Annotated in this window: 14 protein-coding genes; 8 read left to right on the forward strand and 6 right to left on the reverse strand. The window is 33.6% G+C overall.

The window, feature by feature from the left end; all coding sequences use genetic code 11:
* Nucleotides 1-2 precede the first annotated feature (2 nt).
* Nucleotides 3-1262 (forward strand): DEAD/DEAH box helicase, encoded by a 1260-nt coding sequence (locus ABZP37_RS14455; protein ID WP_366183804.1) that lies wholly within the window; start codon nt 3-5, stop codon nt 1260-1262.
* Between the two features lie 103 nt (nt 1263-1365).
* Here the strand turns inward: ABZP37_RS14455 and ABZP37_RS14460 are convergent, their stop codons facing one another.
* The 3 genes from ABZP37_RS14460 to aroC all read right to left on the reverse strand — a co-directional run bounded on the left by ABZP37_RS14460 (nt 1366) and on the right by aroC (nt 6112).
* Nucleotides 1366-3561 carry a response regulator gene (locus ABZP37_RS14460; RefSeq protein WP_366183805.1) on the reverse strand — a complete coding sequence of 732 codons (2196 nt, stop codon included), beginning with the start codon at nt 3559-3561 and terminating at the stop codon, nt 1366-1368.
* Between the two features lie 68 nt (nt 3562-3629).
* Nucleotides 3630-4907 carry a dicarboxylate/amino acid:cation symporter gene (locus ABZP37_RS14465; RefSeq protein ID WP_366187544.1) on the reverse strand — a complete coding sequence of 426 codons (1278 nt, stop codon included), beginning with the start codon at nt 4905-4907 and terminating at the stop codon, nt 3630-3632.
* 143 nt (nt 4908-5050) lie between these two features.
* A complete protein-coding gene (gene aroC, locus ABZP37_RS14470; RefSeq protein ID WP_366183806.1) occupies nt 5051-6112 on the reverse strand; it encodes a chorismate synthase in 1062 nt (353 codons plus the stop codon).
* A gap of 233 nt (nt 6113-6345) precedes the next feature.
* On the opposite strand from aroC, the gene ABZP37_RS14475 reads away from it, so the two are divergent.
* A complete protein-coding gene (locus tag ABZP37_RS14475; protein WP_366183807.1) occupies nt 6346-7170 on the forward strand; it encodes a UDP-2,3-diacylglucosamine diphosphatase in 825 nt (274 codons plus the stop codon).
* A gap of 133 nt (nt 7171-7303) precedes the next feature.
* Nucleotides 7304-7810, forward strand: coding sequence for a hypothetical protein (locus tag ABZP37_RS14480; protein ID WP_366183808.1), 507 nt, complete (start codon nt 7304-7306; stop codon nt 7808-7810).
* A gap of 46 nt (nt 7811-7856) precedes the next feature.
* Here the strand turns inward: ABZP37_RS14480 and ABZP37_RS14485 are convergent, their stop codons facing one another.
* Both ABZP37_RS14485 and bshA read right to left on the reverse strand, forming a co-directional pair.
* Entirely contained in the window at nt 7857-8285 is a 429-nt protein-coding gene (locus tag ABZP37_RS14485) for a protease complex subunit PrcB family protein (protein ID WP_366183809.1), read from the reverse strand.
* Between the two features lie 11 nt (nt 8286-8296).
* On the reverse strand, nt 8297-9460 hold the full coding sequence (gene bshA, locus ABZP37_RS14490) for an N-acetyl-alpha-D-glucosaminyl L-malate synthase BshA (protein ID WP_366183810.1): 1164 nt from the start codon (nt 9458-9460) through the stop codon (nt 8297-8299).
* 583 nt (nt 9461-10043) lie between these two features.
* Here bshA and ABZP37_RS14495 point away from each other — a divergent pair.
* Genes ABZP37_RS14495 through ABZP37_RS14505 form a run of 3 tightly spaced genes read left to right on the forward strand, consistent with a single transcriptional unit; the run spans nt 10044 to nt 10891 of the window.
* Nucleotides 10044-10202: an enoyl-CoA hydratase/isomerase family protein gene (locus ABZP37_RS14495; protein ID WP_366187546.1), complete on the forward strand. Its 159-nt coding sequence runs from the start codon at nt 10044-10046 to the stop codon at nt 10200-10202.
* Nucleotides 10138-10701: an enoyl-CoA hydratase-related protein gene (locus tag ABZP37_RS14500; RefSeq protein WP_366183811.1), complete on the forward strand. Its 564-nt coding sequence runs from the start codon at nt 10138-10140 to the stop codon at nt 10699-10701. The genes ABZP37_RS14495 and ABZP37_RS14500 overlap by 65 nt, the downstream gene beginning before the upstream one ends.
* Nucleotides 10702-10720: 19 nt before the next feature.
* On the forward strand, nt 10721-10891 hold the full coding sequence (locus ABZP37_RS14505; RefSeq protein WP_366183812.1) for an aldehyde dehydrogenase family protein: 171 nt from the start codon (nt 10721-10723) through the stop codon (nt 10889-10891).
* 13 nt (nt 10892-10904) lie between these two features.
* On the opposite strand, the gene ABZP37_RS14510 is transcribed toward ABZP37_RS14505, so the two are convergent.
* Nucleotides 10905-11393, reverse strand: coding sequence for a T9SS type A sorting domain-containing protein (locus ABZP37_RS14510; protein WP_366183813.1), 489 nt, complete (start codon nt 11391-11393; stop codon nt 10905-10907).
* A 412-nt stretch (nt 11394-11805) separates the two neighbouring features.
* Between ABZP37_RS14510 and ABZP37_RS14515 the strand changes: the two genes are divergently transcribed.
* Together ABZP37_RS14515 and ABZP37_RS14520 are read left to right on the forward strand one after the other, a co-directional pair.
* The gene (locus ABZP37_RS14515; protein WP_366183814.1) at nt 11806-12576 is read left to right on the forward strand and encodes an enoyl-CoA hydratase-related protein; all 771 of its coding nucleotides are present in this window, start codon (nt 11806-11808) and stop codon (nt 12574-12576) included.
* Between the two features lie 10 nt (nt 12577-12586).
* Nucleotides 12587-14044 (forward strand): aldehyde dehydrogenase family protein, encoded by a 1458-nt coding sequence (locus ABZP37_RS14520; protein ID WP_264619072.1) that lies wholly within the window; start codon nt 12587-12589, stop codon nt 14042-14044.
* Nucleotides 14045-14053 lie beyond the last annotated feature (9 nt).

Raw genomic sequence — 14053 nt, forward strand, 5'->3', positions numbered from 1 at the left:
ATATGTTATTCGAAGATTTAAAACTTTCAAAAAGTATTCAAAAAGCCGTATATGAACAAGGCTATATTAACCCCACACCAATTCAAGAACAATCAATTCCACTTATTTTAGCTGGAAATGACTTGATTGGGTGCGCACAAACAGGTACTGGAAAAACAGCTGCTTTTGCTATTCCAATTATACATCAATTACACAGAATTGTAGGTTCTACAAAAAAAGCAAAACAAATTCGTGCCTTAGTAATTACTCCTACACGAGAATTAGCCGTACAAATAGGACAAAGCTTTGACACATACGCCAAATATACAAATCTTACGCAGCTGACAATTTTTGGTGGAGTCTCACAAAACCCACAAGTAGATACTTTAAAAGACGGAGTAGATATATTAATTGCAACTCCTGGAAGATTATTAGATTTACACAAACAAGGTTTTATAGACTTAGACCATTTGCATACATTAGTACTTGATGAAGCAGACCAAATGCTTGATATGGGATTTGTAAATGATGTCAAAAAAATTGTAAAATTGACTCCTAAAAACCGTCAAACATTATTTTTCTCGGCTACCATGCCTATTGCTATACGTGAGTTAGCTGAAATGTTTTTGACAAAGCCTGAAACTGTCACTGTTTCTCCTGTTTCTTCTACAGCTGAAAAGGTTGAACAACGTGTTTATTTTGTTGAAAAAGGTGAAAAAAGAAACCTTTTATACCAATTAATTCAAAATGAAAACCTTAGTGATGTATTAGTTTTTTCAAGAACCAAACACGGAGCTGATAATGTAGTGAAAGCGCTTCGCAAGAAAAACATTCCTGCTGAAGCTATTCATGGAGATAAATCTCAAAATGCAAGACAAAGAGTTCTTGAAGCTTTTAAAAATAAAGAAGTAGGTGTATTAGTAGCTACTGATATTGCCGCACGAGGAATCGATATTGATCAATTACCATTTGTTATTAATTTTGATTTACCTAATATACCTGAAACCTACGTACACCGTATAGGACGTACAGGACGTGCTGGAAATGGTGGTGTTGCAATTTCTTTTTGTAGTAAAGATGAACACGGTTACTGGAAAGACATACAAAAACTAATCAAAGTAGATGTTCAAACAATTAGTGATCACCCTTTCCCTTGGCATTCAGGAAATCCTGAAACTGCTCCTGGAGGTTCTACAAAACCTCAAAACTCTAATAGAGGTGGCGAAGGTCATAAATCAAGAAAATCTACTGCCTCAAAACAGAATAAAAAACGTTGGTATTAATTGATACACACAAACAAAACCAAAAACACCTCTATTTTCCTTAAAAAAATAGAGGTGTTTTTTTATACTAATATCCCGTCCTGAAAATGGTGATTTTAAAAAGCTATGCTTTAAAAATAAGTTGATTTATTATTTTAAACAAAATAGCAGTTTCGAATGGCTTCACAATGATATCGTTTATACCTACTGATAAAGCTTGTTCGGTGATTTCTTCTTTACTATAAGCCGTAAGAGCGATAATAGGTGTTAAAACCCCCATAGCTCTAATAATTTTAGTAGCTTCAAATCCATTCATTTCCGGCATATTTATATCCATCAAAATGGCGTCAAAACTGGAGTTTTCCACTAATTCAATAGCTTCTTTTCCTGACCCAACAACAACACACTTATAGTTTCGTTTTTCAATAATTTTTTGGGTAACTAAACGATTTATACTATTATCATCTACAACAAGGACTGTAAAAACCTGACTGTTTGATAAATCGACTTCAATGTCATTTATAATATCATTTGTTTTTTCAGGATTTGAATCAAACGGAATAACAAACATAAAGGTTGTGCCTTCCCCTAATACACTTTCAATAAAAATGGTACTTTCAAATAGCCCTAATAATTTCTTAACGATTGGTAGCCCTAATCCTGTTCCTTGATAATCTAAATCTTTTCTACCTACTTGAGTAAATGTTTCAAATACCTTCTCTTGGTCTTCTTTGGCTATTCCAATTCCAGTATCCTTGATTTTAAATTCTATATAATGTTTGATTCCCTCAACCTTTACTAATTTTGATCTAATAATAACCTTACCGTCATGGGTGAATTTTAGTGCGTTACTAATCAAATTAATTAAAATTTGAGAAAACCTTAATTTATCACCAATTAAAAATTCTGGGATTTCCGGGTCTAAATCAACATCAATTGTATTATTATGATTTTTAGCAATAAATGATAGTGAGGTAATTATCATTTCAATTTCGTCTCCAATATTGAAAGTTAAATCTTCAAGAACTATTCGGTTCTCTTCTATCTTATTAATTTGCAAAACATCATTAATTAAAGACAATAAATACCTTGCAGAAAATTTCAAAGAATTAAGGTGCGGACTATTTTCTAATTCTTTATGTTCTTCTAATAGCATATTTGTAATCCCTACTACTCCATACAACGGAGTTCTTAACTCATGAGTGATCGTCGATAAAAACTGTGATTTTAAGAGCGAAGCCTCATCTGCTTTTTCCTTTGCGATAATTAATTCAGCATTAGTCAATGTTAAAACATTATTCGCTTTTTTCTTAAAAAGATAATTTTTATACAAAGTATACATTTGCAACAAAAGAATTCCAATGACTACAATAAATAAAACTACAATGATCTTTGATTTTTTTAAACTTTGATTTTGCAAATTATTTGCTGCAGAAATCGTATCTACTTTCCTTTTATATTCATCTAATTCAACATTGATCCCTACACGTTTAGCTCTTTTAATATTTTGTGAGTTCTGAATTTCAACAGTCAACTTATTATATTTGACTAAATATTCGTAAGCCCTCTTAAAATCTCCTTTTTTAAATAAGTAACTAGAGTATTCATTATACGAAAACGACAAATCTAAATGATTCTGGTTTTTTATCCCTAACTCTATTGCTTTTAAAAAGAAAAACTCTGCTTTAGCATAGTTTTGAATATTTCCACTATACATCCCATTTAGCATATTTAAAATAACTAAATTAGATTTATCTCCATACTTAGCACTGTTATTGTTTACAAATTCTAAATACGGAATACCTTCTTTAAACAATTTAATATCAAAATAAGCCCAAGCTATATTCAATTTAGTAAATACAATCTGAGAAGTATCTTTGTTTTTTTGATTAAATCGAAGTGATTCATTAAAAAAAGCAATACCCTTTTTATACTCTTTTTTCTCAAAACAATATAGGTTCCCTAAATTATTATTTATCCAATTTTTGATTGTATCATTTTTGGCTTTATTAGCATAAACTAACCCCTTCTTGTAATATAAAATAGCTTTATCATACTCAGATAACTCTTCATAATTAGCTCCAATTATATTGTAGGATCTAGCAATAAGATCATTATCATTATTTGTAAGAGCATAACGCAACACTAATCTAGAAGTAATGAATGATTTTTCAAAATTAGATTCATGTAATAAACTGGAAGCCTCTTTGGCTAATTCCAAAATTTCTTTTCTAGAAAAAGTACTATTTATGGTATCTAAAGGATTACCATAAACGGCCCCAGAAAATAGGATAATTATCAATAATCTAATTGGAATCATACAAAATAACTATAAGTTAAATATACATTAAATTTAATTCTAGAGACAAAATTTAACATTATTAATAATTATGATTTAACTGGATTTAGTTTCCCCACAGATTTAGCTACAATTGTGGCAACGGTAGCGTCACTGGTTATATTTACGACCGTCCTACACATATCCAAAGGTCTATCAATAGCAAAAATTAGTGCTAATCCTGCTTCGGGAATTCCAGCTTGTCCCAGTACAATCACTAACATAACCATACCAGCACTAGGAACAGCCGCTGAACCTATCGATGCTAAAGTAGCGGTAACTACAATCATTAATTGAGTATGAAAATCTAATGGATAAGGCAACATAGCTTGTGCTATAAAAATCGCTGCTACCGCCTGATATAAGCTGGTCCCATCCATATTTACGGTAGCCCCCAAGGGCAATACAAAACTAGAAACTTCTTCATCGACTCCTACATGTTCTGTGACACATTCCATGGTTACTGGTAAGGTAGCAGCGCTCGAACTAGTCGAAAAAGCTAACAATTGAGCAGGAGCTATCGCTTTAAAAAAACTAATAGGGTTTACTTTTGCAAAAAGCATCAATAATGTTGGGTAAAGTATAAAAGTCATTATCAATAATCCAAACAATACCGTTAATCCATAAATTGCTAGAGCACCTAGAGTAGTAAAATCAGGAATCTCAACCATCAGCGCCGCCATTAATGCAAATACACCGTATGGTGAAAACAACATGATGATATCAATAATTTTCATAATTACATCATTTAGACCCTTAAAAAAATCCACCACTGGTTTTGATTTTTCTTCTTCAACAAGGATCAATCCTATCCCTATAAGAATCACGAAAAAAATAACTTGTAGCATACTCCCGTTGTCTGACAATGCATTGAAAAAATTATCTGGGACAATATCCACCATTGGCTGTAGTGGACCACTAGTTTTAGCTTTATCAGCTAATTCAATTTTTTGTGACGCATCCCCTGAAAAATTTTCAAGCAAACTCTTTCTTGACGCTTCATTGATATAACTTCCTGGCTTAATGACATTGGCCAAAACTAAACCTAAACTGACTGCAAAAATAGTAGTGCACAAATAAAAAAACACTGTACGACCACCTAGTTTTGATAGTTTAGAAATATCTTTTAAATCTGCTAATCCTACAATTAAAGAAACGACAATCAATGGAACTGCAATCATTTTAAGCATATTGATAAACACAGTACCGAATGGTTTTATCCAATCCACTACAATTCCTTTTTGCTCTAAGTTTTTCATTAGAAATCCAAACAGCAAACCTGCTACCATTCCTATTAGGATTTTCCAATGCAATTCAAGTTTCTTTATCATTCTAAATAGTTTTATTTTTAATTCTGGTTAAAAGGTACAAAAAAAGGCGAGCTCAATTTTAAAATTAATGCTTCACCTTTTTAGAATTGTTATATTGTTAAAAAACAATACCCTTATTTTTGATAATCAAATTTACCTCCTTATTTGTAGGTTTTATTGATTAAATAGAAATCTGCCAAAACTATTGCAGCCATTGCTTCCACAATAGGTACTGCACGAGGAACTACACAAGGATCGTGACGTCCTTTTCCAGTCATCTCCGTTATATTCCCTTTATTATCTAATGATTCTTGTTTTTTCATGATGGTAGCTACTGGCTTGAAAGCTACTCTGAAATAAATATCCATTCCGTTGCTAATACCACCTTGAATACCACCTGAAAGATTCGTCTTAGTTGTTCCATCTGGATTGTAAAGGTCGTTATGTTCACTTCCTTTCATTTTAGAACCACAAAAACCACTTCCAAATTCAAATCCTTTTACAGCATTGATTGAAAGCATTGCTTTTCCTAATTCAGCGTGTAATTTATCAAAAACTGGCTCTCCCAATCCGATCGGCACATTTTGAATCACGCAAGTTACAGTACCTCCTACTGTATCACCTTCTTTACGAATTTCACGAATATATTCTTCCATTTCAGCTGCTAAAGCTTCATCTGGACAACGTACAGGATTGCTTTCAATTTTAGAAAAATCCAAATCTTGGTAAGGTTTCTCCAAATAAATCGGACCTACAGAAGAAACATACGCATTGATTTTAATCTCAGGTAACATTTGTTTAGCAATAGCTCCTCCTACTACTCTACTAGCGGTTTCACGTGCAGAACTTCTTCCTCCACCACGATAATCTCTAGAACCATATTTTTGATCATACACATAATCAGCATGACTAGGTCTATAATTGTCTTTGATATGAGAGTAATCATCGGATTTTTGATTGGTATTTGGGATAATAAAACCAATAGGTGTCCCAGTAGTTTTCCCCTCAAAAATACCTGACAAAAACTGAACATCGTCTGGTTCTTTTCTTTGGGTAACAATTGCTGATTGACCTGGTTTTCTTCTTGACATTTCAAGTTGAATAGCGTCAAAATCTAATGTTATTCCTGATGGACATCCATCTATAATTCCGCCTAAGGCTTCTCCGTGTGACTCTCCAAAAGTTGTTAATCTAAATAGTGTGCCGTAGCTATTTCCTGCCATTATAATTAATTTTTAACAAAAATACTATTTTATACGGATTATGCATTCAATCTAAATCAAAAAAACAGACATTTTAAATACTATACTATGATTATCGTGATTTTTTTAGCCTATCATAAAGAAAAATGCTAAAATTTGACTTTGAATTAATATTGGCGTCCAAATCTTAACTTTAAGTTTAGTTTTAAAAAGTACCAATGGTTTTAATTTGTCCTAATTCAAATTAGAATACATTGAAAAAAAGAAAAGTTGAATTAGTAGTCATTTCAGACACCCATCTAGGGACTTATGGTAGTCATGCCAAAGAGTTATACAAGTACTTGAACTCTATAAAACCCAATACTTTAGTCTTAAATGGGGATATTATAGACATTTGGCAATTTAGAAAGTCCTATTTTCCTAAGTCGCATTTAAAGGTGATTCAAAAAATCATCAGTTTTGCGTCCAAAGGAACCAAAGTGTATTACATCACCGGAAATCATGATGAAATGCTAAGAAAATTTAGCGATCTAAACATGGGGAATTTTTCATTGGTGGATAAATTGGTTTTGGAATTGGATGACAAAAAAGCGTGGATATTTCATGGAGATGTATTTGATGCTTCTGTCAATCATGCCAAATGGATTGCCAAATTAGGAGGATTAGGATACGACTATTTAATCCTACTCAATCGACTAGTTAATTGGTGTTTGAACAAAATAGGAAAAGAACCTTATTCTTTTTCCAAAAAAATAAAAGCAAGTGTCAAAAAAGCGGTCAAGCATATATCCGATTTTGAAGAAACCGCCACTGAGTTAGCCATTGAAAACAACTATGATTATGTTATTTGTGGTCATATACACGAACCTAAAATGATTCAAAAAACAAATAAAAATGGAAGTACCCTTTATTTAAATTCTGGAGATTGGGTAGAAAACTTGACTGCCTTAGAATACAATAAGAAAAAATGGAAATTGAGACGTTATGACGAATCCTACTATTTAGATAATGAAAACTCAACAGAAGAAGAAGAAATTTTAAACACTAAATTAATAGCTTCTATTCTTTTTTCTAAATAAAACAGTACCACCAAAACTATCAACTTAAATTATAGTTATAATCTTACTGTGAATTATGTAATTTATTCAAAAAATTATATAAAATTTAGACTTTTTTATTAAGTATATTTGCCTTAAACAAATTATAAATTTTATGAAGAAACTTATTTTATCGGCTATTATGTTAATGGGATTAGCATTCAGCACACAAGCACAAACTATTTCTAAAAATGCATTAGGATTGCGTTTTGGTGATAGTGGCGGTTTTGGAGGAGAAATTTCATACCAAAGAGGTTTATCTAGCAACAACAGACTAGAATTAGACTTAGGGTGGAGAAATAGAAATAATTACAACAATAGTGGTTATGACGACAACGCCATCAAATTAACGGGACTTTACCAATGGGTTTGGAATATTGATGGAGGTTTCAACTGGTATGCTGGTGTAGGTGGTGGATTAGGAAATTATAAATATGACCATAAAGGAACATCATATAGCGATACGTTCTTTTTTGCTGCTGGAGATATTGGAATTGAGTACAACTTCCCTATTCCATTGTTAATCTCTCTAGATTTCCGTCCTGAATTTGGTGGAAATGGATATTACAAAAATAATTATGGTTCTGATGTTGCATTATCTTTAAGATACCAATTTAACTAAGAACAACTCATACTGAAAATGCCGCTCATTAATTGAGCGGCATTTTTTATTTGATACTAATTGATTTTTTTGAATTAATCTTAATCACACAGTATGGATAAGTAATTCCCTGAGTTACCATATCAGTAAGTTTAGGACTTAATTCTTCTATTTTGACAATTATAGAGTCTTTGGTTTGTTCAACTCTCTCCACTCCTATTGAATAACCACCTGTGGCTTGCTCGCCCATATTTAAAATCAAGAAATTCGATTTTTGAATATCGGTGTTACTTATTTTATTTCGCAAAAAGGGATCATTTTGCAACATTTTAATCTCATTGGGTTCAGACAGAATCTCATAAAAATGAATATTTGCACCACCCGTAGATTGTTGTGTTAGCACTTCATATAGAGGTGGAGTTTTAGTTGTTTTAACAACCTTAGAACCACAAGACACTAACATTAATGAAAACAATAAGAATCCTACCTTTTTCATTTTTTTACTATTTAATTCAAGTCAGATGGTGATTTGGTTTTCTTAGCATACTTTTCCAAAGCTACCTCATACAAGTTAACATAAAGTGGCAAGATATTTTTGATATCAAATTTCTTAGCTACTTCCAGTGCATTTTTCTTGAATTCACAAAGTACTAAATCATCACTCAAAATTTTAACGGCATTTTCTGCCATTTCATCAATGTTTCCTACATCACTCAAGTACCCAGAAACTCCAGAGAAATTTACCTCAGGTAAACCTCCAGAATTACTCGAAATCACAGGGACTCCCCAAGCCATAGCTTCTAAAGCGGCAAGACCAAAACTTTCTGTCTCCGAAGGGAGCAAAAACAAATCTGAATAGCTCAAAATTTTATCAATTTCGTGACTGTTTCCAAAAAAGATAACTTTATCTGAAATCCCTAATTCTTGACACAATACCTCTGCCTTTTCTTTTTCAGGACCATCCCCTACCATCATTAATTTGGCTGGAATTTTTTGTTGAATTTTATGAAAAATTCTAATAATATCTGGAATACGTTTTACTTTCCTAAAATTACTAATATGAGTAATAATTTTTTCTCCTTTTTCTGCCATTACCGAACGACGACAAGGAATATGTGGGTCTAGAATATTTTTATCTAGTTCAATAAAATTTGGAATCACATGAATATCACGTTTGATATTCAGTAAACGATAGGTATCATCTTTTAAACTTTGAGATACCGAAGTCACTACATCAGATTTATTGATACTAAAACTCACTGCAGGTTTATAGAATGGATGATTCCCTACCAAAGTAATATCTGTACCGTGTAAAGTTGTTACCATCGGTATATGAATACCTTCATCTTTCAGCATTTGTCTTGCCATATACCCTGCATACGCATGAGGAATAGCATAATGTACATGAAGGATTTCAATATTATACAATTTGACCATATCTACCAATTTGCTTGACAAAGCCAACTCATAGGGTTGGTAGTGAAACAAAGGATATTCAGGAACGTTTACCTCATGGTAATGTACATTAGGATTCAACAACGCCAAGCGCACGGGTTGGCTATAGGTGATAAAATGTACCTCATGACCCATTCGACCTAACTCTAATCCTAACTCTGTTGCGACAACACCACTACCTCCAAAGGTTGGGTAACAAACAATTGCAATTCTCATCTATTCATTTTAATATAGACCGCAAATTACTCAAAATTGCTACAATAAAGCGTAAAATTAAGTTAAAACTAAGGCTTGATTAAAAGACAGAAAAAACTTTAAATTATAATTTTACGAATCCAAAAATACAATTAAACTTGCGTATATCTACCCGTTACCTTCAATCTTTCATCCACAATCTAAATAAAAATCATTAATTACGTTCTTAACCCGTAAATTATCTACTCCTATTTAACCCTCTTATTATTTGATAAAAACAAGACAATCTGCATAAATAATCCTTACCCTATTTTATGTCTTACTAATAGTTAGTAACTTCTCTTATTGGTAATCAAATCATTCGTTTCTGATGATCAATATAAGTAGAAACTAAAAAAACTATCTATATCATAGTTCTTCTGTAGTCTTGTCTAGTTAATATCTATGTTAAATCAGTTGTTTTTATTTATATATAAATACCAATTAACTACTAATACATGGAATCAATTATTCGCTCACAGACTGGAGCACATGCAACGATCACCTTAAATAAACCACCTGCCAACAGTTATGAACTAGTTTTTTAACGGCTTTAGCCGATACGATCGAAACTACTAACCAAGACCGAACCATCAAGGTTGTTTTAATTAATAGCGCTTCAGAAAAGTTTTTCTGTGCTGGAGCAGACATCAAAGTTTTTGGAACAAACACTATCGAACAAAGAAATGGTCGTGGCGGCCCGCAGAGTTTGTCATTTAATTAGCACTAGTAACAATATATTTATCGCTGCCTTTAATGAACATATCCTTGGTGGTGCATTGGAACTGGCTATGGCTTGCGACATTCGTTTGGCAGCTCTAGGCAATTACCTTATTGGCCTTCCGGAAATTAAGCTCGGACTCATTCTAGGAAATGGTAGAACCGTACGTTTGATTAATCTTATAGGCGCAAGTCGTGCTATGGAATTACTCGTTACAGGAAACACGATTAATGCCGTTACAGCGCATCAATTTAGACTAATCAATCAATTATTTCCTGCAGATTCATTTGAAAATGATGTGAATCAATATTGCACCGCACTAGCTGCTGGCGCAGGAGAAGCTATGGCAAGTATCAAGAAATTTGTTTTAGAAAGTCAAGGATTAAATGCACAACAAGCTTTATATTTGGAAACCGCTTTGGTGAATCCATTGTATGAAACTCCAGACGGAATCGAAGGTTTTCAAGCTTTTATCGAGAAAAGAACACCTAATTTTAAATAACTAACCAAAATATACAACATTGATTATCAAACCACATGAATTAACACCAGTAACGGCATCAGAATTTTGTCGTTTGGTACATGAAGTAGGTGTTCCAAAAGGAGTAGTGAATATGGTTGTTACACAAAATGCCGAAGCAGCTTCGTTACTAGTTGAATGTCCGATACCAAATTGGTTATTTTTTAATTAGGAACCAATCCAACCTAATTTACGATCAATTTCGTTTTGGCCATTTTAATGTTATTCTTCACTATAACTACAAAATAAACACCTTTAGTTAATTTACTTATATCAAGTTTGTTGGCCAACTGTACCAAATGTACTTCTTGCACCAAAGCTCCTTGAACATTGTATATATTGGCCGTGCTATTGACCAAATCATCCACGATTGTCAGCACTGCTTGTTCTTTGGCTGGATTTGGAGAAATACTGATTTGATTGTCATACTGAAATTTCTCATTCGATAAAAGACGAATATTGTGACTGAAATTATTCACTTGTAAACATACACTACTTACATGTCCGCCTGCATCTGGAAATTGCACCGAAACCACGTTATTGGCAGCCAATAAACTGTACGGAACAGGGATTTCTAATACACCGCTGTGCGAATGTCTCCTGACTTCGCACACAATCCAATTATCCATAAAGGTTGGAGAACAAATATCACAGCAGCAACTTATTTCTTTCAAAAACTGATGCAGTTTACGTGATTGCTTTCCCGAAAAAGCGGGACAGGCTCTTCGTCGCAATGACTTTGTAGATGTGGTTTGCTTTAATCTGTTTGCTATAAACCAAACGTTTATTAAACTTAGAACGGAAGTAGTTTGTGTAGCGTTTCTTCCAGAATGACAAACTTTGTCGATTTTGCTTGCTTTACGTTTGTTGCTTTAAAGCGACAAAACTTATATGGACTTCCTTTTTAACTACTTTACAATTTCAAGCAACGTAAAGCTTTATGTCTTATATGGTTTAAAAGTAAAGATGTGGTTACCAAGCTTAACTAAAATTGTGTATGGTCTAGTTATTGTCTATATAAAACTTGTTGTTTTATTCATATGTAAATAGTATTTTTACATATAAATAATATTTAACAATTAAAACATGGATATAATTATTTGCTCACAGAACGGAGCGCTTACCACTATCACCTTAAACAAACCACCTGCAAATAGTTACGAATTGAATTTCTTAACAGCATTAGGAGATACGATTGAAAAAATTAATCAAGATCAAACTATAAAAGTTGTGTTAATCAAAAGCGCATCCGAAAAGTTTTTTTGCGCAGGTGCCGATATCAAAGTTTTTGGCAGCAATACTGTAGAACAAAATAAAGAAATGGTTGTGGCCGCTCGTCGTGTTTGTCATTTAATAAGCACAAGTACAAAAATTTTCATTGCAGCTTTTAGAGGTCATATTCTAGGCGGTGGATTGGAATTGGCTATGGCTTGCGACATTCGATTAGCCTCTCAAGGAAATTATCTTATTGGTCTTCCAGAAATTAAACTTGGACTGATTCCTGGAAATGGAGGAACAGTTCGATTAATTACTCTTATTGGTGCAAGTCGCGCAATGGAATTGCTCGTAACTGGAAACACGATTAATGCCGTAACGGCACATCAATTCGGACTAATCAATCACTTATATCCTGCGGATACTTTCGAAAAGGATGTTTTAGACTATTGTAAAAATTTAGCCTCTGGCGCAGGAGAAGCGATGGCAAGCATTAAGAAATTTACTCTTGAAAGTCAAGGGATGAATCTACAACAAGCTTTGCAACTAGAAACTGCTCTAGTTAATCCATTATATGAAACGCCAGATGGAATAGAAGGTTTTAAAGCCTTTATCGAAAAAAGAACGCCTAATTTTAAATAACTATATCAAAATGAACCAAAATATTCAACATTACAAATGTTACATCAACGGAGAATGGTTAGATTCTTCGACTCGCGATAGTATTAAAGTAGAAAATCCAGCTAATCTGGAAGTTTTTGCAACGGTAACCGCTTGTTCGAAAGAAGATGTGCAATACGCCTTAGAATCTTCAGAAAAAGCGCAGCTCGCATGGCAATTGACACCAGCACACCAACGTGCGTTATATTTGTTTGCTATTGCTGACAAATTGAAAGAAGAACGCGATCATTTTGCCAAACTATTGGTTTTAGAGCAAGGAAAAACATTTCCAGAAGCACAAGGCGAAGTAGATGGAACGATTCAGTATTTAACATATAATGCCGAAGCCGCACGTCGAATTCAAGGTTCTATGTTTCCTTCTGAAAATAAAAACGAACATTTAGCAATCTACAAAGTACCTTACGGAGTTACTGTAGGTTTGTGTGCTTTTAATTTTCCTTTGGCTTTGATTGGTCGAAAAGTAGGACCAGCTTTGGTTACAGGAAATACTATGATTATTAAACCGCATGAATTGACACCAGTCACGGCATCAGAATTTTGTCGCTTGGTGCATGAAGTAGGAGTTCCAAAGGGAGTGGTGAATATGGTTGTAACTCAAAATGCCGAAGCAGCTTCGTTATTAGTTGAAAGTCCGATTACCAAATTGGTGAGTTTAACCGGTAGCACGCGTGCTGGAAGAGGGATTTACAAAGCAGTAGCGCATAATGTTACGGCTTTGACATTAGAATTAGGAGGAAAAGCACCTTTTATTGTTTGTGACGATGCCGATATTGAAAAAGCGGTCGAAGCAGCAGCTATTTCTCGCTACGCTAACTGTGGACAAGTTTGTATTTGTAACGAAATGGTGATGGTTGATGAAAAAATAGCCGATGAGTTCACCGATAAATTAATCAAAAGAGTGAAAGAAATAAAAGTGGGTGATCCTTTTGATACTTCTGTAAATATGGGCCCTGGAGTAAGTTCGTTAGGTATGGAGCGGATTGATGGCTTGGTGAAAAAGAATATTGAGCAAGGAGCAGAATTGGTTTTGGGTGGAAAACGTCCTGATGGAGCTATGTTCGAAAAAGGAAACTGGTACGAACCAACCATTTTGACAAACGTCAAAAACGATCATGTTACCATGCAAGAAGAGATATTTGGTCCAGTTTTACCCATTATGAAAGTTTCTGGTTTTGAAGAAGCACTGGCTTTAACCAATGCTCGTGAAGAAGGACTATCTGCATATCTATATACCAACAATTACAAGCGCCATATGACTGCGATTGACCAAATGCAAGTAGGAACGATATTCATAAATCGCGGAATTGTAGGCTACATTCAAGGATACCATTCCGGTCACAAAACTTCTGGGATTGGAGGAGAGGACGGCATTTATGGTATTGAAGGTTTCTTGCAAAAAAGAACAGTTTACCTAGATTACAACGATTAAAATAGATAA

This window comes from Flavobacterium ovatum (assembly GCF_040703125.1).
GTDB lineage: Bacteria > Bacteroidota > Bacteroidia > Flavobacteriales > Flavobacteriaceae > Flavobacterium > Flavobacterium ovatum.

Bases quoted from the DNA above. Each gene is read 5' to 3' on its own strand.
- ABZP37_RS14455 (WP_366183804.1), top strand. From the start codon at position 3: ATGTTATTCGAAGATTTAAAACTTTCAAAAAGTATTCAAAAAGCCGTA.
- ABZP37_RS14460 (WP_366183805.1), bottom strand. From the start codon at position 3,561: ATGATTCCAATTAGATTATTGATAATTATCCTATTTTCTGGGGCCGTT.
- aroC (WP_366183806.1), bottom strand. From the start codon at position 6,112: ATGGCAGGAAATAGCTACGGCACACTATTTAGATTAACAACTTTTGGA.
- ABZP37_RS14480 (WP_366183808.1), top strand. From the start codon at position 7,304: ATGAAGAAACTTATTTTATCGGCTATTATGTTAATGGGATTAGCATTC.
- ABZP37_RS14485 (WP_366183809.1), bottom strand. From the start codon at position 8,285: ATGAAAAAGGTAGGATTCTTATTGTTTTCATTAATGTTAGTGTCTTGT.
- bshA (WP_366183810.1), bottom strand. From the start codon at position 9,460: ATGAGAATTGCAATTGTTTGTTACCCAACCTTTGGAGGTAGTGGTGTT.
- ABZP37_RS14515 (WP_366183814.1), top strand. From the start codon at position 11,806: ATGGATATAATTATTTGCTCACAGAACGGAGCGCTTACCACTATCACC.
- ABZP37_RS14520 (WP_264619072.1), top strand. From the start codon at position 12,587: ATGAACCAAAATATTCAACATTACAAATGTTACATCAACGGAGAATGG.